Annotated in this window: 18 protein-coding genes; 14 read left to right on the top strand and 4 right to left on the bottom strand. The window is 58.6% G+C overall.

Annotated features, from left to right (window positions below; all coding sequences use genetic code 11):
• Positions 1-22: 22 nt before the first annotated feature.
• The gene (locus tag AAEZ03_RS05675; RefSeq protein ID WP_273224417.1) at positions 23-367 is read right to left on the bottom strand and encodes a hypothetical protein; all 345 of its coding nucleotides are present in this window, start codon (positions 365-367) and stop codon (positions 23-25) included.
• A gap of 131 nt (positions 368-498) precedes the next feature.
• On the opposite strand from AAEZ03_RS05675, the gene AAEZ03_RS05670 reads away from it, so the two are divergent.
• The 5 genes from AAEZ03_RS05670 (at position 499) to AAEZ03_RS05650 (ending at position 4532) form a co-directional block, all read left to right on the top strand.
• Positions 499-1059: a DUF2796 domain-containing protein gene (locus tag AAEZ03_RS05670; protein ID WP_350576784.1), complete on the top strand. Its 561-nt coding sequence runs from the start codon at positions 499-501 to the stop codon at positions 1057-1059.
• Between the two features lie 141 nt (positions 1060-1200).
• Positions 1201-1911 carry an ABC transporter ATP-binding protein gene (locus tag AAEZ03_RS05665; RefSeq protein WP_048373878.1) on the top strand — a complete coding sequence of 237 codons (711 nt, stop codon included), beginning with the start codon at positions 1201-1203 and terminating at the stop codon, positions 1909-1911.
• 1 nt (position 1912) lies between these two features.
• Positions 1913-3178: an ABC transporter permease gene (locus tag AAEZ03_RS05660; protein ID WP_262123470.1), complete on the top strand. Its 1266-nt coding sequence runs from the start codon at positions 1913-1915 to the stop codon at positions 3176-3178.
• 25 nt (positions 3179-3203) lie between these two features.
• Positions 3204-3713 carry a DUF3299 domain-containing protein gene (locus AAEZ03_RS05655; RefSeq protein WP_153336438.1) on the top strand — a complete coding sequence of 170 codons (510 nt, stop codon included), beginning with the start codon at positions 3204-3206 and terminating at the stop codon, positions 3711-3713.
• Between the two features lie 120 nt (positions 3714-3833).
• Positions 3834-4532 (top strand): OmpW/AlkL family protein, encoded by a 699-nt coding sequence (locus tag AAEZ03_RS05650; protein ID WP_262123469.1) that lies wholly within the window; start codon positions 3834-3836, stop codon positions 4530-4532.
• 176 nt (positions 4533-4708) lie between these two features.
• On the opposite strand, the gene pgnE is transcribed toward AAEZ03_RS05650, so the two are convergent.
• The 3 genes from pgnE to AAEZ03_RS05635 all read right to left on the bottom strand — a co-directional run bounded on the left by pgnE (position 4709) and on the right by AAEZ03_RS05635 (position 8796).
• Positions 4709-5650 carry a UDP-N-acetylglucosamine epimerase PgnE gene (pgnE, locus tag AAEZ03_RS05645; RefSeq protein ID WP_350576780.1) on the bottom strand — a complete coding sequence of 314 codons (942 nt, stop codon included), beginning with the start codon at positions 5648-5650 and terminating at the stop codon, positions 4709-4711.
• The gene (locus AAEZ03_RS05640; RefSeq protein WP_350576777.1) at positions 5643-6527 is read right to left on the bottom strand and encodes a sugar nucleotide-binding protein; all 885 of its coding nucleotides are present in this window, start codon (positions 6525-6527) and stop codon (positions 5643-5645) included. Before AAEZ03_RS05640 ends, pgnE begins: the two co-directional genes overlap by 8 nt.
• Positions 6528-6672: 145 nt before the next feature.
• Entirely contained in the window at positions 6673-8796 is a 2124-nt protein-coding gene (locus AAEZ03_RS05635; RefSeq protein WP_350576774.1) for a mechanosensitive ion channel family protein, read from the bottom strand.
• Between the two features lie 666 nt (positions 8797-9462).
• Here AAEZ03_RS05635 and AAEZ03_RS05630 point away from each other — a divergent pair.
• The 9 genes from AAEZ03_RS05630 (at position 9463) to AAEZ03_RS05590 (ending at position 18853) form a co-directional block, all read left to right on the top strand.
• Positions 9463-11190 carry an AMP-binding protein gene (locus tag AAEZ03_RS05630; protein WP_350576882.1) on the top strand — a complete coding sequence of 576 codons (1728 nt, stop codon included), beginning with the start codon at positions 9463-9465 and terminating at the stop codon, positions 11188-11190.
• Positions 11191-11419: 229 nt separating this feature from the next.
• Positions 11420-12349, top strand: coding sequence for a hypothetical protein (locus tag AAEZ03_RS05625; protein WP_350576771.1), 930 nt, complete (start codon positions 11420-11422; stop codon positions 12347-12349).
• A 27-nt stretch (positions 12350-12376) separates the two neighbouring features.
• Positions 12377-12628 carry an acyl carrier protein gene (locus tag AAEZ03_RS05620; RefSeq protein ID WP_048373891.1) on the top strand — a complete coding sequence of 84 codons (252 nt, stop codon included), beginning with the start codon at positions 12377-12379 and terminating at the stop codon, positions 12626-12628.
• A gap of 31 nt (positions 12629-12659) precedes the next feature.
• A complete protein-coding gene (locus AAEZ03_RS05615; RefSeq protein ID WP_123751641.1) occupies positions 12660-13538 on the top strand; it encodes a hypothetical protein in 879 nt (292 codons plus the stop codon).
• Positions 13535-14107 (top strand): hypothetical protein, encoded by a 573-nt coding sequence (locus tag AAEZ03_RS05610; RefSeq protein WP_350576768.1) that lies wholly within the window; start codon positions 13535-13537, stop codon positions 14105-14107. The genes AAEZ03_RS05615 and AAEZ03_RS05610 overlap by 4 nt, the downstream gene beginning before the upstream one ends.
• Positions 14108-14109: 2 nt before the next feature.
• A complete protein-coding gene (locus AAEZ03_RS05605; protein ID WP_048388963.1) occupies positions 14110-15099 on the top strand; it encodes a ferritin-like domain-containing protein in 990 nt (329 codons plus the stop codon).
• Positions 15100-15113: 14 nt separating this feature from the next.
• Positions 15114-16091 (top strand): beta-ketoacyl-[acyl-carrier-protein] synthase family protein, encoded by a 978-nt coding sequence (locus tag AAEZ03_RS05600; protein WP_153375791.1) that lies wholly within the window; start codon positions 15114-15116, stop codon positions 16089-16091.
• A gap of 1 nt (position 16092) precedes the next feature.
• Complete coding sequence (locus tag AAEZ03_RS05595) at positions 16093-17268, top strand: type III PLP-dependent enzyme domain-containing protein (RefSeq protein ID WP_350576764.1); 1176 nt, start codon at positions 16093-16095, stop codon at positions 17266-17268.
• 10 nt (positions 17269-17278) lie between these two features.
• Positions 17279-18853, top strand: a complete 1575-nt coding sequence (locus AAEZ03_RS05590; protein WP_350576761.1) for an acyl-CoA ligase (AMP-forming), exosortase A system-associated — start codon at positions 17279-17281, stop codon at positions 18851-18853.

Raw genomic sequence — 18853 nt, 5'->3', positions numbered from 1 at the left:
CTACAGGGGTGGGTTTGCGGGGTTATTCGATCCAGCTGTAGAGCGGTGAGTCGACGCCGCTGACGACTTTGACCTGGCTGCTGTGGCGCAGGCGCACCAACAGGCGTTTGCCCGCGCCGGTGCTGCCTGTCAGGGCTTCGAGCTGGCTCAGCAGTTCCGGGCCGGTGATTTGCCCGGCGTTGCGCAGCAGGTCTTTGGTGGTTTCCCACAGCGCATCGTCCTGGCTTACGGGTTTGGCGGGCGTAGTGTCAGGGGCTGGAGCTTCGCTCACGTGCAGTTGCGCGCCCAGTTTCGCCCAGTCGCCCTCATCCAGCTCTACGGTGAGGTCAACCGGCCAATCACCTATCGTTCCGCGAATTCGCACCATCGTCCTGCTCCTTAAATTTCATGGGGCATGCTCCCATGCGGCTTGCAGAACGCCAAGCACACGGGCAAAATCTCGAATTGATTGTTATAAGATTACATAACATTTAATACTTTTTTTGTTGGAGTCGTGGTATGCGCCGTTTGCTTCTTGCTTTGCCGTTTGCTCTGTTGCCACTGACCATGGCTCACGCCGCCGACGATCATGACCATGAACACGGCAGCCTGGGTGCCCACGAGCATGGTGTCGGGACAATGAATGTGGCCCTGGACGGCCCAACCCTGGAGCTGGACCTCGACGGCCCGTCCGTCAACATCGTGGGTTTCGAGCACATTGCGACCACGGACGCCGATAAGGCCAAGGTCGATTCCGCACGCACTCAACTGGAAAACCCGCTGGCTCTGTTCAGCCTGCCAAAGGCGGCTGGGTGTGTGGTTGAAGCCCAAGACCTGGACAGCCCGTTGTTCGAAGCCGCCCCTGAAGAAGCCGGTGCGGCAAAAACAGAACACCACCACAGCGACATAGAAGCGCACTATGCATTCACGTGCTCCAACCCCGAGGCGTTGAAAGCACTGGATTTGACCCAGTTCTTCAAGACCTTCCCGGGCACCCACAAACTCAAGGTGCAATTGATTGGTGGCAGCGGCCAGCAAGGTTCTGAGCTGACGCCTAAAGCGCCAAGCCTGAAGTTCTAAACTCCCCGCTTTGTAGTCGCTGCCGAAGGCTGCGATGGGGTGCGCAGCAACCCTGCTGTTGAAGGTCCTGCGGCCCTTATCGCAGCCTTCGGCAGCGACTACAACGTCAACATTCTCATTGGCAGGTGATAGCCCTTCCCCATGACCCAAGCACTTATCGAACTCAATGACCTGAGTTTCAGTTGGCCCGGGCAACCGGTGCTGCTGGATATTCCGGCCTTCCGTCTTGAACCCGGCGAAACGCTGTTTCTGAAAGGCCCCAGCGGCAGCGGTAAAACCACCTTGCTGGGTTTGCTGGGCGGCGTGCAAAAAGCCAGTCAGGGGACGATACGTTTGCTGGGGCAAGAACTGAGTGAGTTGGGCTCAGGCGCCCGGGACCGGTTTCGGGTTGATCACACGGGGTATATTTTTCAGCAGTTCAACCTGCTGCCGTTTTTGTCCGTGCGCGAGAACGTTGAACTGCCGTGTCACTTTTCTAAATTGCGCGCCAGCCGCGCCGCCCAGCGCCATGGCAGCGTTGCCAAGGCCGCGCAAACCCTGCTTGCGCATTTGGGCCTCAAAGATCCGGCCCTGCTGGAGCGCCGTGCCGACTCGTTGTCCATCGGCCAGCAACAACGTGTTGCCGCCGCCCGCGCGCTGATCGGCCAGCCCGAGTTGGTGATCGCCGATGAGCCCACCTCTGCCCTCGATGCGGACGCCCGCGAAGCGTTTATTCAGTTGCTGTTTGCCGAGTGCCGGGAGGCCGGCGCCAGCTTGCTGTTTGTGAGCCACGACCAAAGCCTGGCCACGCTCTTCGACCGCAACCTGTCGTTGTCTGAACTTAATCGCGCCGCTACACCGGCAGAGGTCTGAGATGTATTTGTTTCGCCTAGCCCTGGCCAGCCTGGCCAACCGACGCTTCACCGCGATCCTCACCGCATTCGCCATCGCCCTGTCGGTGTGCCTGCTGCTGGCGGTGGAGCGGGTGCGCACCGAAGCCCGCGCCAGCTTTGCCAGCACCATCAGCGGCACCGACCTGATCGTGGGCGCGCGTTCGGGGTCGGTCAATTTGCTGCTGTATTCGGTGTTTCGGATTGGCAATGCCACCAACAATATTCGCTGGGACAGCTTCGAGCATTTCGCCAATAACCCGAAAGTGAAATGGGCGATTCCGATGTCTTTGGGTGACTCGCACCGCGGCTACCGGGTGATGGGCACCAGCGAGGCGTACTTTGAGCACTATCAATACGGCCATCGGCAAAACCTTGAGCTGGCCAGCGGTCGTGCCTTCCAGACCGATCCGTTCGAGGTCGTACTAGGCGCCGAAGTGGCCGAGGCGCTGCATTACAAGCTGGGTGACAAGCTGGTGCTGGCCCATGGCGTGGCTGCGGTCAGCCTGGTTAAACACGACGACAAACCCTTCACCGTGGTCGGCATCCTCAAGCGCACCGGCACGCCTGTGGACCGCACGCTGCATATCAGCCTCGGCGGTATGGAGGCGATCCATATCGACTGGCACAACGGCGTGCCTGCCCAAGGCGCTGCCCGGGTCACTGCCGACCAGGCGCGCAATATGGACCTGACACCTCAGGCCATCACGGCGTTTATGCTCGGCCTGAACAGCAAGATTTCGACCTTTGCCCTGCAACGCGAGATCAATGAGTTTCGCGGCGAGCCGATGATGGCGATTCTGCCCGGCGTGGCGTTGCAGGAACTCTGGAGCCTGATGAGCACCGCTGAAAAGGCGCTGTTCGTAGTGTCGCTGTTTGTGGTGCTGACGGGGTTGATCGGCATGCTGACGGCCATTTTGACCAGCCTCAATGAGCGCCGCCGCGAGATGGCGATCCTGCGCTCGGTGGGTGCACGGCCCTGGCATATCGCCACGCTGCTGGTGTTTGAAGCGCTGGCCCTGGCTTTGGCAGGCGTGGTGGCAGGCGTCGGCTTGCTGTACGTGTGCATCGCGCTGGCTCAGGGGTATGTGCAGTCGAATTACGGGATCTATTTGCCGCTGGCCTGGCCAAGTGAATATGAATGGACGCTGCTCGGCGGTATTCTGGCAGCCGCCCTGCTGATGGGCTGCGTACCGGCATGGCGCGCTTACCGACAATCGCTGGCCGATGGTCTGTCCATTCGTTTATGAGCTCAGGTTAATGAAAAAAGCTGCGATGTCTGGTGTGCTGCTGGCGCTGTTTCTCTGGGTGAGCACACCCTTGTGGGCGGCCGAGCCGAAAGAACTGACGTGGTCAGAGATGATTCCGCCAGACGCGCCGCCCGAAGTGCCGAACATGACGCCGCTGCATGACCTGTCGCAAATGGGCGACATGGAGACCGCTCCCGCGGCCAAGCAGGACTTGCCCAACGCCCCCGTGGTCACCCAACTCGATGGCCAACTGATTCGCCTGCCGGGATACATCGTGCCGCTGGAAGTCAATGAAGAGGGGCGTACTACGGAGTTTCTGCTGGTACCGTACTTTGGCGCGTGCATCCACGTGCCGCCTCCGCCGTCCAACCAGATCGTGCACGTGACCAGCAAAGTCGGGGTTCAGGTCGACGAGTTGTATCAACCGTACTGGATCGTCGGTGCCCTGCAGGTCAAGCCCAGCACCAGCGACTTGGCTGACGCGGGCTATCAGATGGATGCACAAAAGATCGTGGTCTACGAACTGCCGGACTAACCCGGCAGCTGTTCACGAAATTTTCACGTCTTCACTTTTCATTGAGCTGGGTCAACAGAACGGGCCCGGCCGCTCATTACCATTGGTTATATAAATTTTAAATATCCCAATGGAGCTCCCATGCAAAAGTCCCTGCTTAGCGCCGCCGCGCTGACGCTTGCCGTTGTCGCACCGTTGGCCCACGCGCATTCCGAGGGTGACATCATCCTGCGCGCCGGTGCCATTACGGTAAACCCGAAAGCCGATAGCTCCCACGTCAAAGTGGACCGCGGCTCGTTGGGCGGGACCGATCTGGGCGGCAAGGCGACCATGAGCAGCGACACGCAACTGGGTCTTAACTTTGCCTACATGATCACCGATCACGTGGGTATCGAACTGTTGGCCGCGACGCCGTTTGAGCATGACGTGAAACTCAAAAACACTGGCCTGCCACAAGCCAACGGCAAGCTGGGTACCCTCAAGCACTTGCCGCCAACCCTGAGCGTTGTGTACTACCCGCTGGACTCCAAGTCAGTGTTCCAACCGTACGTGGGTGCCGGTATCAACTACACCTGGATCTACGACGAGCACGTGGGCAGCCGCGCATCGGCTGAAGGTTTCGACAATTTCCGCGCATCCAACTCGTGGGGCGTGGCCTGGCAGATCGGTGCTGACTACATGCTGACCGACAACATCATGATCAACGCCCAGGCGCGTTACATCGATATCGACACGCACGCCTATGTCAACAACAGCGCCGTAGGCGATGGTACCCGCGCCAAGGTCAACGTCGACGTTGATCCTTTCGTGTACATGGTCGGCTTGGGTTATAAGTTTTAAGCGCGCAGCGCTTGGCTAAAAGCCTCTAGCTTTAAGCGGCAAGAAAAAAGCGCCTTTTAAGGTGCACTTCAAAACCTGTGGGAGCCTGGCTTGCCAGCGATGCAGACGATGCGGTTTTCTGTAAAACCGCGTCGCTTCCATCGCGAGCAAGCCCGCTCCCACAAGGTGTTGAAGTGTTACTCGGGTTGTTTACGCCCCAGCAGGTGGGTCAGACCGATGTTCATCGGTGTGGTGTCACCGAGGGTGAAGCGCTGCAGCAAGCGACTGTTGTCCGCACGCGAATGGCGGATATCACCAGGGCGAGCCGGGCCGTAGCTGATCGGTGGCAGTTTGCCAACCACTTCGCTCAAGGACTCGAGCATTTGCTTGAGGGTGGTGGCTTTGTTCAGGCCCACGTTGATGGCGCCCTCTTCAACCTGTGGTGCTTCAACGGCCTGCACCAGAATGCCGACCAGATCACCCACGTAGATGAAGTCGCGGGTTTGCTCGCCATCACCAAAGATGGTGATCGGCAGGCCTTTTTCAGCGCGTTCACTGAAAATGCTGATCACGCCTGAGTATGGCGAAGATGGATCCTGGCGCGGCCCGTAGACGTTGAAGAAGCGGAAAACCACCGGCTCCAGCGCGTGCTGGCGGCGATAGAAGTCCAGATAGTACTCACTGGCCAGCTTGTCCGAAGCATAAGGGGTCAGCGGCGCTTTAGGCGTGTCTTCAACAATCGACTCGCCCTCACCGTTGTTGCCATACACCGCAGCGCTGGAGGCAAACACCACACGTTTGACGCCCGCTTCGCGCATGGCTTCGCACACATTGAGCGTGCCGACAAAGTTGCTTTGGTGAGTGCTCACCGGGTCGTCTACCGAGGCCTGCACCGAGGCCACCGCGGCCAGGTGCACGACTGCACTGCAGCCGGCCATGGCGCGCTTGACCAGGGCCGCATCGGCGACGTTGCCTTCAATGAGTTCGACCTTGGGGTTATCCAGAGGCAAGTTGCTGCGTTTGCCCGTCGACAGATCGTCGAGGATTCGCACGGCATAACCTTTGCCCAGCAAGCGGTCCACCAGATTGGAACCGATAAAGCCGGCACCGCCGGTGATTAAAACGGGAGCATCAACCATGACGATAAAACCTGTCCAGTAAAGAAGGGAGCCCTGCACGCCAGGCGCGAGGTTTGATCCCGAAGGTGTGAAGGATTTTTTTACAGGCCAGTACCGCATGCTGAGGCTCTTCTGAGGCATCAGGGCATGCAGCGTGAGCCTGCGGTGTTGGGGCCTGGATGGCCAGCGGGTGCAAGTGCCGCGCTTCATCCAGGATGGCCTGGCCCAGCGCCAGCGGCGTTGTGGCCTCATGCCCGGCGTAGTGGTAAGTGCCCCACAGCGGCGCCGCGCAATCGAGTTGTTTGAGCACCGAGATGATGACCCGTGCAGCATCGTCGACCGGCGTCGGGTTGCCGCGCCGATCATCGGCCTTGAACAATTCGCCGGGCTTTTCTGCCTGAGCCAAAAACCGGCCCAGACTGCCTTCGGGACTGTCATCAAGCAACCAGCCGAAACGCAGCAGAACATGTTGCGGGCAGATGGCCCGCACGCTTTGTTCAATACGCCACAATGCCTGACCGCGCAGGCCGAGCGGGACGGGTTCGTCTTTTTCGCTGTAGGCCGTGGCCCGCGATCCGTCAAACACTCGGTAGCTGGAGGGCTGAAGCAAGGTGATGCCGTGGTGCTGGCACAACTCAGAGAGCCGCTCGACCGCCCGTTCCTGGTCGGCAAGGCGAGTTTCGCTCACGCTCCGCGCCTGAAACCAGTCGAAGTAGTACGCAAGGTTGATGACGGCATCCGGACGGGTCTCGTCCAGCAGCTGCGTCAGGCTCGCGGCGTCCCAGCCGTCTTGCGGCGGACGCGGGGCGAGGAAATTGATGTCTTCCTCGGCACCCAGACGAATCAGCGCCTGCCCGAGAGCATTTCCGCCGCCCAATAACATAAGGCGCATTCGCATAGAGTGTGCAGGCTCAGTCTATTCAGAACGGTGATATATACCAGAAAACCAACCGTGGAAGCTGTTGGCCATGATCAAGACCCCACCATTTTGCGGGTTTCTGTGCGTGTCGTCACTGACAAACTGCGCAGCTGGTTATTTGCCATCACTGTGATGAAGGCGGCATGTCAGGCAGCACAAGCGCAGAACGCGGCGGTTCGGCTGCCGCTTGTGCCGCTTGTGCGGTTTGCCCGGTGTCACGCGCAGGTATCAAAAAGCCCTGTGGATAATGTTGTGCAAAATGTACATCGGCTGAATTATCCACAAGCTTTTTAAGTCGTTCATTGAATGCCCGCGTAATAGAGCCCTGCGCACCGGACATCGTTCTGAACTGCGCGGTAATCGTGACCCCGTCGAGGTTCATGCTGTCGATCCCGTACACGCTCATCGCCCCCTGCAAACTCAGACTGAGCAACGGGTCGTCGCTGATCTGCCGCCCTGCCTCGCTGATCAAGTCCGAGGCTGTATCCATATCGCTGTCATAGGTGAACTGGACGGCGAAATATGCGTAGGCAAATTGCCGCGAATGGTTGATCACCGCCTTGATCTGACCGAAGGGCACCGAGTGCACATAACCGCGTGAATCGCGCAGCCTCAAGGTTCGGATAGTCAGCCCTTCGACCGTGCCGGCGTGGTTGGAGTCGATCTCTACCCAGTCGCCCACCGAGATGGTGTCTTCTATAAGGATGAACAGCCCGGTGATGACGTCTTGCACCAGTTGCTGGGAGCCAAAGCCGATCGCCAGGCCGATCACTCCCGCGCCCGCCAGAAACGGGGTCACGTTCACGCCCAGGTTGGCCAGGGTGGTGATGGTGAAGATCACCGCCAGCACCACTTTTATGGCATTGCGGATCAACGGCAGTATGGTTTTGATGCGGGTGCTCGGTGCGTGAGTGCCGCGCCGGGTCACCGGAGGCTCCAGAACTTGCTGGATGGCAGTATCCATCACCACCCAGGCCAGCCAGGTGACCAGAAAAATCAGCAGGATGTGCCCAAGCGAATCACTGATGACTTGCCCCGTGTGGCTATCGGAAGCAAACGCCAGCACGGAGAACCCCCAGATCTGCGCCAGCAATTCGATGAAGGCCACGGCCAGCAGAATGCGCAACAGCACATACACCACCATCATCAAACGCACGCGGTAGGCACCGTTGGAGCGCAGGAGTGTGGTGAATGAGTGGTGCAAAAGCGAACCCAGAAACACCGTTGCAATCAGCAAGCCTGAGGTCAGCAATGCGCTGCGCAGCGCCCGCCCGCTGCCCTCGCCGATGCCCACCAGGTCCAGCGCCGAGACCAGCAGCATGAGCAGAATGGGCCAATACCAGAGCACCGAAAATATCCGCAACGACTCCTGGAAAGCAGGCTGCCCCAAGCGCTGCGCCAGCGCTCGATTGCGAATCAGTTGCCCCACTGGGCGGCGCAACTTGATCGCCAGATAAGCGAAGATGGCGCACGCGACCAACCCCGAAAATATAGAGAGACAACTGGCGATATTAGCGCCCAGCGTGAGCCCGACCTGCGGGGTGTCCAGCCCGTCACTCAACGCAGCAAAGAACCCCATCGCGAACAACGGACGCACACAGTGCTGACGAATAATCCGCACGGCGGGCCGTTTGTGGCCGGCATCGAGCATCGCGATCAATGACATCACCAGCGCCGCACAAAACACCCCGCTGCTGCCGGCATAGGTCAAACACACTGCCAGAGCACGGCCAATTGAGCTGGGTAGCAAGTGGCTGCCGAACACGATGACGACCAACGACAGCACCGCAGGCAGCAAGTACGGCACTCCGGCGCGCAACAGCCGCTGCAGGCGCGGACGCGCTTGCACGACGCGGGTGTTGTTCAAAGAACGTACCAGTAGTTTGCCTGCCAGCATCAACCCGGCAAAAACGCCAGACCAGACAACCAGCAACACGAAAAAGTCGCCCACACCATTTTTATCAGGCTGCTCGACCACCTTGTCGGCCAGCACCCCGGCTTCATGGGCTGCCCGCTCAGCACGCAGGCGCCAGATATCCAGCAAGTGCTTGCTCAACCCTAACTGGTCTTGCACATCATCAATGCTGGAACCCAAGACCCCGAGCAGCCCGCCGTCTACCAGTACCGGCGGTTTGCCGTCGGTCTCTTCGGCTTTGATGACCGAGGCCAGGGTGGGTGCCGCGTGAAGCAGGCCGTTGCCTGACAGCAACAGGATGAGGAACACAAAAACTGTTTTGAATTTGGACAAACCCGGGGCCCCATGCACATCCTTGATAGACCCACCGTACCAAATGATCAGGTTCGATACAGGGCACGTCTGTGTTTTCGATCACCTACAGCGTAGCCAATGCCACCCCTGGCGCCAGAAATCATCGCCCGGGGCCTGCCAGAAGTGACCGCCATTACATACACAAGCAGACGAAATGTATAACCCGAAGACCAGACACCCGAAACTTCACACGCACACACTGTGAATCAAGTTCTCAATATGTGAAGAGCATCACTCTTATTAGAACTTCGCGAAAGAGCTAATAAACGACAATTTTAAAACCAGTTTAAACCTTATAAACCCAACGAATTATTCAAGGAAGCACGCATGATTGAAGCGGGGCACGCCTTACAAATAGCAAGCGCCCGCCCCTGCTGTTTAAATACAAATACCTGACGCAGCACACCCAATGTTTAGATTATTAAACAGTTGCAAACGTATTTAAAAACCAGCCAACACCGTAGAGCGCCGCGAACATGAAAGATTGCAAAAGTTTCATCTGACATATTTACAAACATATTTTCATCCCCTAGAGTCAATCGCACCGGGCACTACAGGTTTGAATGCTCATTCGAGCGCCGCACTGCACTATTACATTTGACAGACTTGTTTGATTGACTTCCCGGAGTTCATAAATTGGAAACAATGATCGATGCTATTTTGTGCGCCCTGGATAACCCACAGCAAAGTGCACTGCGCCACATTACGGTTATAGAAGAGAACGGGGAAGAAAAAAGCATTTCCTATGCGGCGTTGGCACAACAAGCGCTGGCAGTCTCTTCAGCCCTGACTGAACTGGGGGTTGTTCGTAATGATTTAGTTATCCTCGCCCTGCCGGCTTCCATCGATCAATTGGTGTTACTGACCGGGTGCGTTTTGATTGGCGCCTTGCCTTGCACCGTCGCGCTACCCGGAAGGCTGATGGCTGACTCACCGCGCAACCAGATACATGTTGCCTGTCAGTTGTTTGCACCGCGCCTGCTGATCGCATCCGACAGCAATACTCCTGCACTCCAGCGTTTGCTTGCCCACCTGCCTGTACGGGTGTTCTCGAGCGAAGAGGTGAAACTCGCTGCCAGCGCAGGGTTTGCAGTGCGCGTGGAGCGCTGCCAGGCAGACAGCGGCCATCATGTGCAACTGACCTCGGGCTCGACCGGCCGCCCCAAGGCCGCCATCCTCAGTCATCAGAATGTCATTGCCAATGTGCGCGGTATCGGCGGCGTGGTGGGTTACAGTGTTGAGCGCGGCGACGCCTCTGCGTCCTGGCTGCCGCTGCATCACGACATGGGCCTGGTGACGCTATTGTCGAACCTGTATTACCAGGCGCCCTTGCTGTTGATGCAACCGGCCAGCTTTATTCGCAACCCGCTTGGCTGGCTTAAGCGCATGTCCAGTTTTGGTGCAACTACCACGGCTGCACCGACGTTCGCCCTGCAGTATTGCATTCGCCGTTACCGCGAAGCGTCAATGAAAGACGTCGACCTGAGCAAGTTGCGCAACATCTTTGTCGGCGCCGAAAGAGTGGATGAAGCCTGCCTGAAGGAGTTTGCACAGACTTTTGCACCGCACGGCCTTTCACGTTCTGCGCTGCAACCGTGTTACGGCATGGCGGAATCGACGCTGGCGGTGACCATGCATAACACGAACTTCAATTACGACAAGCAGGCGCTCTCCTACGTCATTGCTGACCGCATCGACTCCGGCGCAGTGATCGACCATTGGCAGGCACGCCGCGCCGACGAGAACACTCGCAGGGTAGAAACCGTGCTGTCGATGGGGCGCCCGATCGAGGGTATGCACGTTGCCGTGAAGGCTCTGGACCGTTCCGACGCCAAGGATCGCGAAGTGGGCGAAATCTTTATACGCGGTACGTCAGTCATGTCCGGCTATTTGCCCGCCGAAGGCCAGACCGAGCCGTACCAAAGCGGCGACTGGTTTGCGACCGGTGATATCGGTTATCGAGTGGATGAACACGTGTTTGTCCTCGGCCGCAAGAAAGAACTCATCATTATCCGGGGCAGTAATTACTTCCCGCATGAAATTGAAGACGTTATTGCCTCGCACCCTTTACTGGCCAGCGGTGGCAATGCAATAGCGGCTTTCGGTATCTACGACGAAACACAGAGAACCGAGAGTTTGGCGATTCTGATCGAGCTTGATGCGAAACAGGATCAAACAGAACTGCGTACTCAACTTCAAAACCAATTGCGCGACAAGTTTGGATTTGGCGCCCACGCCATTGCATTTGTCTCTCCCGGAAGTTTGCCACGCACCACCAGTAACAAACTTAAACGTCTGGAGTGCAGGAACATTTATCTCCAACTGGCATTGGACAACACAGATAAATCCGATACAGCGCAACTTACGAGTTAACGCATAAGCAACGCTGTGACATCGACACGCTGACGCACTGCACCTTTTAATTACTGGATCACTCACTATGCACACTTTGATGCAAGGTGGGGAGACGGGTTCGTCACGCCATTCATTATTGAATGTGTGCGCGCAACCAGTTCTTCACCGCTTATCCCTCTATGGCGAACTTCCTGCTCAGTTGATCCAGATTATTTCGCGCGCCTCAGTGCGACTGATGGATTCGGACATGTTGATTTCGCAGACGATGCTCAACTATGAGGCAGCCGAACAATTGAACCGGCCCTCGGTGGCCCTGTCGCAGCCGACCCATGACCTGGAACTTATTCTGGAGCGCATTGAGCAAGACGGTCTGGCGTTGCACTACCGATCCTTCATGCAGAACTTCGCCCATTTGTTTTCGCTGTTTCTGACACCCGATCAATATGAGCGAGCACGCGCCAGCATTGATGCCGGCAGCGCCCTGCGCTTTCTGATGAGTGATGCTGGCGGCCCAACCCTCACGAGCTGGCGCACGGTCGCCCAGCCGGAAGGGGATGGTTTCAAGCTGCACATCGACAAGGTCTGGGGCATGTACGCCAACCTTGATGGCATGGCAATCGTTGCCGCCCGCACACCGGGCTCGTTTTTCCCGTCGGCCTTTCTGGTCTGGCCCGAGCAATACAAGACCCTCAAGCGAACGCTCTGCGGCGAGCCCTTTCTGGGCGATGTCGTGCAGTTGGGGAACGTCAAGGGCACGGTGCAGGTTGCCCAGGAAGATCGCCTGAAAGTGGGCGGGCCTGCGGTACTCAATAAATACCTGACGACAGTACGACCTTTTCTGGTGCGCGCACTGATGGCCCATCTGCAATGGCTGGCAAATCAGGGGCGCCTCGAACTCACGCCGGATGAGCGCGCGTCACGCGATTTCATTGCCGCTGCCGCACGCACCAAGACGCTCGCCGACCGCTACGAGAGCGAAGACGTGCACCGCGTGCTGGCACTGAAACTCGCCTCCAATGAACTGCTTTTGCATCTGGTCAGCCGTGGCGCCGTGGCGAGCTTTCTCGACCAGCGTGACCTGTTGGCGTTTACCAAAATGGAAGGCAGCTCTTACCGCTGTTATCACGAATTGCGCGCAAGCATGCGCGTGGCCAAGCCTGAACCCGAGTCAATTTAACCCGCTGTACCCCCAGGAGAAGCACCTATGACAACGACGACTGACACCCTCAACACCCTGGAACTTCTGAAAAAGGAAGCCGCCAAGATTCTCAATATCGAATCCGTCGACACCCACGTCGGCTTGGGCGAGCTGGGTATCGATTCACTCAATGTGGTTGAGCTGATCGTCTATTGCGAGCAGCTCTACGGATCCATTGATCCGGAGCAACTCAACATCACGCAGTACACCACCCTGGAGCAAATCGACAGCCAGTTGCAGCAGCAACAAGTCGCCTGATCGCCAACCACCCTCATACCAGAAGCTCACCATGTCGAACTCGCCGCCCTTTGCATCAACGCCGTCGCTTGGCACCGTACCGGCTTTCAGGGTCCATACGGTGGCTTACCGGCGCACCGAAACGCCCTTTGTGTCAGCCCAGGTCAGCCTGGAGGATGCAGCATTGGCGCTGGGGCAGCGGGTCGGCGATGAGGCTTGTCGTTATGCAAGCGACGCAGGCCCCATCGACGATTACGTGGTGAGCTCTACCGTGTTGTCGCAGTTTTTGGCTGACGGCTCGCCCCATGCAGGCTATTTCCAGGAGGCGATTGCCAGCCATTACGGGCGCCGCCCTGACTGGGTCACCAATGCCTACGAATGCACGGGCTGGGGTTTCATCCTGCGGTATATCCAGGGCAAGGCTCAGTTCAACGGTCGTCGCAGGCTGTTACTGCAGATTGTCGACACGGACATCCACAACTTTACTTACTGGCTAGGCAACAACCGTTGGGGCAAATCCGGTTTTGGCATCTGCACGTTAGTGATTGATGTGATGCCAGAGCCCAACAACATGCTGCTCATCGGCACTGCAAGCCAGGCGAATGCCCTGCTGCAATTAGGGCGAAGCCTGCGCAGTTTCACCGAAAGCCGGCCTGGCTTAGGTATCGCAGTACCGTTCTTTCCTGAGATGTCACGCCGCGCCCTGTTCAAGTGTTTCGACACGGCGTGCGTGCACGCCGACCATTACCAGCGATTCGGTCATTCCTTCGGCAGCGACCCCTGGCTTTCGCTACTGGCCGAGCTGGGCGCGGGCTCCGCGCACCCCGGCAGCGACTGCATCGTGTCTTCGCTGGCTATGAACGGCTATTTCTCGATTGCCCAAATAACCCTCGCGCCCGATCTGCACTTTGCACTGGAAGGTGAACTGTGAAGAACGCACACACCTGTTCGCTGCTGTTGCAGCGCAATCCGGATCACAACCGGGCGATCCCATGTTCGGCTCGCAACCTGCCACTGTTCGAAACCCACGACTATGCACGCCGGAGCGTGTACGCACACAACAACCCCACGCCGGTGCTGGTCAATAACCCGCAGTACTACACCTTGCTGTCGACGCTGGCCCGGCACATTTGGGACAGCTGCGGCGAACAAACGCTGATCCTGGCGCAGGTGCGCATGCCGTCCATCGACCTTGCGTTGCCCAAAAACCTGCTCGATCCACGCGTAACGCTGGGCGCCCACTTAAGCAATGAAGCCTTGTTCTGGGCACGCCAGCTACCGACACCGGTGGTCTGGATCAGCGCCGAACAGATTCGGCGCGACCTGTGGGACGGCGGCGATAACCGCCTGCACATCGCCGCCTGGAATTGCGCACCAACGCCAGCCATCACCGAGTGGTTCTTACCCGACCTGGACTACCTCGCCGCACAGGTGCACCCATCACCTGAGCATGAGCCGTTCACCACATCTCAACCGAAATGCACGCACGTACAGGGGTGATAATGCAAACAGAGCACGAACAGACACTCGATGATGGCCAGCCGATCAAATGGAATTTCTCGGTCGATGCGTTCATGTCGCAGACCTACGACTTCAGCGATGACAGCTTGAATGCGCTGTATCAGAAAACCAAGGCCAACCAGTGGGATGTCAATACCGACATCGACTGGAGCTACGAGCTCAACCCGGACAATCCTCTGGGCATGCCGGACGGCACGTTGCTGATTTACGGCACCGATGTCTGGAACAAAATGAATGAACAAAACCGTGCCGAAATTCGCCATCACTCCCAAGGCTGGACCCTGTCACAGGTGCTGCACGGTGAACAGGCGGCCTTGATCTGCGCATCGAAGCTGGCGGTGGCTGAAGAAAGTCTCTCGGCCCGACTCTGCGCCGCCGGGCAAATCATCGATGAAGCCCGTCATATCGAAGCCTTTGGTCGCTTGGTCAACAGCAAGCTGCCGATCAGCTACCCCATGAGCAAGGCGCTCAAAGGCCTGCTGGAAGAGACCATTACCACCAACAAACTCGACATGACCAACCTGGGCATGCAAGTGCTGGTGGAGGGCATTGCGCTGTCACTGTTTCAAAGCATGGTCGCCTACACCAAAGACCCGTTCATCAAAGACCTGATGACGCGTATCCAGCGCGATGAAGCGCGTCACTTCGCCATTGGCCGTATCACCCTGGGCAGTGTGTACAAGGAAATGAGCAGCACTGAACGCAAGGAACGCGAAGAGTTTGTGGTGGAAGGGGCTTACACCTTGTACGAGCACCTGTGCGCCGACGACATATGGGAGCCGATGGGCTTATCCAAAAGAGAGTGCAGCCACCTGGTCAGGAGTTCGGAAGTAGCCAACTCCATGCGCCGTTCCATTTTCCGGCGGCTGGTGCCGACCATCCGCGAAATGGGCTTGCTGACGCCCCGTGTGAGCGATGCCTTTGAAAAGCTCAGAGTGCTGGACTACGCCGCCATGCCGATGCCGGCTTAACAAGGAAGACAGTCATGACGCCCCCAATTACTGCGGCAACACACAGCCCCGCCCCCTTCACCATCGGTATTGACGCCGCCGCTTACGAACTGCCCGGCGAACGCCAGGACCTCCATGACTGGGCTCAGCAGCACAAGTTGCCCGCCGAGCGCTTTGACATGATCCGCAATGCGGGTTGCCGTTACTTCCATGTGGCACCGGACATTGACGAGGTCGAGCTGGCCAAGCGCGCGGTCGCTCGCCTGCAGGACGAGCAAGGCTTTAAAGGCAGCGACATCGGGGCGGTGATCCACGTGCATACCGGGCTGTTCAGCGTACCGCCTGCGCCACGCAGCCTGCCGCTGGAAGTGGCCACGGCATTCGGCATAAACCCTGTGTGGGCCGGGTCAATCGCACAGCTCAATTGCTCCTCGATCAGCGTCGCCATTCAGATGGCTCAGGCGTTGATGAAGGTGCACAGCCAATTGCACTCGGTGCTGATCGTCTCGTCCGACCGCGTCTTCATTGAGCGTTACCGGGTGTTGCAGGCGAGCATTTTAAGTGATGGCGCGGGGTGCTTGCTGGTGACCCGCAACAGCCGCCGTAACCGGGTTGGCGCGACGGCCGTGCGCAATTATGGCAGCTGGTATTTGGGCTCCGTGACCAACAACGCGGTGAAACAGGCCATGTTCAATCTGGAGTGGCACTACACCCGCAAAGTCATGATGGAAGCCGTGGCCGACTGTGGCGTGGCGCTCCGCGATTTCACCTGCATTTTGCCTTACAACTCCAACCACTCTGGCTGGAACGCCTTCTGTAACGCCATGGCGATTCCCGCCACCACGCTCTATACCGACAACATCCTGAACAAAGGCCACTCCTTTGGCTCGGACCTGGCGATCAATCTGGCCGACAGGGGCTTGAGCAAAGTCGATGCCGGGGCACACCTGATGAACATCACGGAATCGGACAACGGTTCATTTTCGGCCTTGACCCTTCATCCGGTGAATTGACATGACAACCACTCACGCCTCCCCGCCGGTTCGGGACGACGCAGCAGCGACTGATCAATGGCTGCTGAGTCTTAAAACGCCGTGCTATGTACTGGACCCCACTGTCGTAATGGCCCGTTACGCAGATTTACGCGAGCGGCTGGGTACGCCGTTGATTGTGTCGCTCAAGGCCAATCCCAACCTGGATCTGTTGATCCGTTGCGGCCACGCGTTCATCGACGGTGTGGAGCTGGCCAGCCTGGGCGAACTCGATATTGTGGCGGGCCGCATCAACGCCCCCAACTACGTGAATAACCCGTCCATGGATGAAGATTTCATGCGCGCGGCCCTGGCTTCACGCTGCACGTTCATTATCGACAGCCTGGAGCAGGCGCAGCGATTGATTAACGTCATCGGTAAACAGGCCGCGCCGCACACGGTATTACGCTTGAACGCGGGCCAACTGGTGAGTTCGGGCAAACACCCGGCGGACCATTTCGGCATGAGCCGCCACGACGCCTTGCTGACGACGACGGCATTGACCCAGGCCAACGTGCCCGTCGTCGGCCTCCATACGTTTGCGGGCTCCAACAGTTTTCACATCGATGACAAGGGTGCCGATGCTGCCGCCCTGGCCCACGCGCTTGCGGCCTTTGCGCCGCAAGTCGCACGCCTGACCGGCATGCCGGTTGAGTTTCTTAACGTCGGTGGCGGTTTCTCCGAGCACTTCCCTAGCCAGGCGCAGACGTTTGACGCGTATCGCCAGCGTATTGCGCCGCTGCAAAAAGACTTCAAGGTCGTCCATGAATCCGGGCGCGGCGTCTTCGCCGGCGCAGGCACTTTCGTGACCCGCGTGCGCTCAGTCAAAGCGTTGGGTGAGCGCTACGTTGCCGTCTGCGACGGTGGCCTGAGCCACAACTTCTTGCTGGCCAAAACTGAATCCATGTTGAAGCAGTACGCGCAGCCGCGTCTGCTGCGGCGCCAGCAGGCGCCGGTTGATGCGCCCACGTTGCCGATCCAGTTCGTGGGCAGCACTTGCAGCCGCGCCGACGTGATCGGCTGGAGCCATGACGCTTCGGCGCCGCCAAGCGTGGGCGATCTGGTGATCTTCGAGAACTGCGGCGCCTACAACCAGACGTACAGCGTCAGCACCTTTCTCTCGCAGAGCCCCGCACACACCTATATCCACCAATCCTAGGGACGTCACCATGACCGCCCACATCAGTTTGTACGACCTGTTGAAAGACAGCGCCCACCACCATGGCGACCGCCGAGCGTTCGCGCAGGGCGCAAAGATGGCGACTTATTCAGAACTGCTGCAAGACGTGCGCCTGACGACAAAGAGGCTGGCCGATAGCGGCGTGCAAGCGGGCGAACGCGTCGCGGTCTATGCGGGCAAGCAGTACGAAACCGTAGTCATGTTCCTGGCGATCAATGCCCGGGGTGCGATCCTGGTGCCCATCAATCCGCAGCTCAAAGAGCAACAGGTGCGCCACATCCTGCTGGACAGCGGTGCGCGCTTGCTCGTCAGTACGGGCCCACGCCTCAGACGTATCGAGACGATGGTGAAAGACATCGAGATCGATACCTGGCCGCTGGAAAGACTGCAGCCCGATCACCCGGACACGCCGACCGATTCAGCGCTTGCTGACGCACACAGCGCCGTCACCGACAGTGATCCTGCGGCCATTTTGTATACCTCCGGCTCAACCGGACGGCCCAAAGGTGTGGTGCTGTCGCAGCGTAACCTGGTGTCTGGCGCCCATAGCGTCGCTCACTATCTGGGCTTGCGGGCCGATGACGTGATCCTGGGCATATTGCCGCTGAGCTTCGATGCCGGGCTCAGCCAACTGACCACGGCGCTGGCCAGCGCAGCGTGCTACGCGCCGCTGGACTTCCTGCAAGCGAGCGAAGTGCCGACGTTCTGCGAAGCCCATGGCGTCACCGTGATTACCGGCGTGCCGCCCCTCTGGATGCAACTGGCCTCAGTGCAGTGGCCGCAGCCTACCGGCGCACGCCTTCGCTGCTTTGCCAATACCGGCGGGCATATGCCACCGCCTTTGCTGGGAAAACTCAAAAGCGCATTCCCCCATGCGCTGCCCTACCTGATGTACGGCTTGACCGAGGCTTTCCGCTCGACCTACCTGGCACCGGAAGCAGCCGCCACACGGCCCGACTCCATCGGCAAGGCGGTGCCCAACGCCGATATCCGCGTGATGCGCCCGGACGGCACCGAATGTGCGGCGGGTGAGCACGGCGAATTGGTGCACCGCGGGGCATTTGTCACGCTCGGGTACTGGAATGATCCCGAGCTGACCGCTCAGCGCTTTCGTCCTTGGCCACGCCCGGACTCGCAGATTTCACGCACCGAAACAGCGGTCTGGTCGGGCGATATCGTCTACCGCGACAGCGACGGCTTTTTGTATTTCGTTGCGCGCAGCGACGACATGATCAAGACCTCCGGCTATCGCGTCAGCCCCACCGAAGTCGAAGAAGTCCTGTTTGCCGTGGATGACGTGGCCGAGGCGGCAGCGTTTGGTGTGCCGCATCCGCAACAAGGCGAAGCCATCATCATCAGCCTGTTCGCCCACCCGCACATTCAGACCACCGCCCAGGCATTGATCAAGCTGTGCAGGGAAAAACTGCCGACCTACATGGTGCCGCTGCATGTGTCCTTCCATGACTCGCCTTTACCGCGCAACCCGAACGGCAAGATCGACCGAAAGCAGTTGAAGCAGCAGTTTTCCGAGTTTTTCTCTACCTCACTTACGGTCACGGAATAG

It is taken from the genome of Pseudomonas sp. HY2-MNA-CIBAN-0224 (genome assembly GCF_040310285.1).
GTDB lineage: Bacteria > Pseudomonadota > Gammaproteobacteria > Pseudomonadales > Pseudomonadaceae > Aquipseudomonas > Aquipseudomonas helleri.
Note: the sequence above shows the minus strand (reverse complement) of the source record. Positions and strands in the feature narration are given on the sequence as shown.

Bases quoted from the DNA above. Each gene is read 5' to 3' on its own strand.
- AAEZ03_RS05590 (WP_350576761.1), top strand. From the start codon at position 17,279: ATGACCGCCCACATCAGTTTGTACGACCTGTTGAAAGACAGCGCCCAC.
- AAEZ03_RS05595 (WP_350576764.1), top strand. From the start codon at position 16,093: ATGACAACCACTCACGCCTCCCCGCCGGTTCGGGACGACGCAGCAGCG.
- AAEZ03_RS05600 (WP_153375791.1), top strand. From the start codon at position 15,114: ATGACGCCCCCAATTACTGCGGCAACACACAGCCCCGCCCCCTTCACC.
- AAEZ03_RS05670 (WP_350576784.1), top strand. From the start codon at position 499: ATGCGCCGTTTGCTTCTTGCTTTGCCGTTTGCTCTGTTGCCACTGACC.
- AAEZ03_RS05605 (WP_048388963.1), top strand. From the start codon at position 14,110: ATGCAAACAGAGCACGAACAGACACTCGATGATGGCCAGCCGATCAAA.
- AAEZ03_RS05665 (WP_048373878.1), top strand. From the start codon at position 1,201: ATGACCCAAGCACTTATCGAACTCAATGACCTGAGTTTCAGTTGGCCC.
- AAEZ03_RS05640 (WP_350576777.1), bottom strand. From the start codon at position 6,527: ATGCGAATGCGCCTTATGTTATTGGGCGGCGGAAATGCTCTCGGGCAG.
- AAEZ03_RS05625 (WP_350576771.1), top strand. From the start codon at position 11,420: ATGTTGATTTCGCAGACGATGCTCAACTATGAGGCAGCCGAACAATTG.
- AAEZ03_RS05650 (WP_262123469.1), top strand. From the start codon at position 3,834: ATGCAAAAGTCCCTGCTTAGCGCCGCCGCGCTGACGCTTGCCGTTGTC.
- AAEZ03_RS05630 (WP_350576882.1), top strand. From the start codon at position 9,463: ATGATCGATGCTATTTTGTGCGCCCTGGATAACCCACAGCAAAGTGCA.
- AAEZ03_RS05615 (WP_123751641.1), top strand. From the start codon at position 12,660: ATGTCGAACTCGCCGCCCTTTGCATCAACGCCGTCGCTTGGCACCGTA.
- AAEZ03_RS05660 (WP_262123470.1), top strand. From the start codon at position 1,913: ATGTATTTGTTTCGCCTAGCCCTGGCCAGCCTGGCCAACCGACGCTTC.
- AAEZ03_RS05655 (WP_153336438.1), top strand. From the start codon at position 3,204: ATGTCTGGTGTGCTGCTGGCGCTGTTTCTCTGGGTGAGCACACCCTTG.
- AAEZ03_RS05675 (WP_273224417.1), bottom strand. From the start codon at position 367: ATGGTGCGAATTCGCGGAACGATAGGTGATTGGCCGGTTGACCTCACC.
- AAEZ03_RS05620 (WP_048373891.1), top strand. From the start codon at position 12,377: ATGACAACGACGACTGACACCCTCAACACCCTGGAACTTCTGAAAAAG.
- pgnE (WP_350576780.1), bottom strand. From the start codon at position 5,650: ATGGTTGATGCTCCCGTTTTAATCACCGGCGGTGCCGGCTTTATCGGT.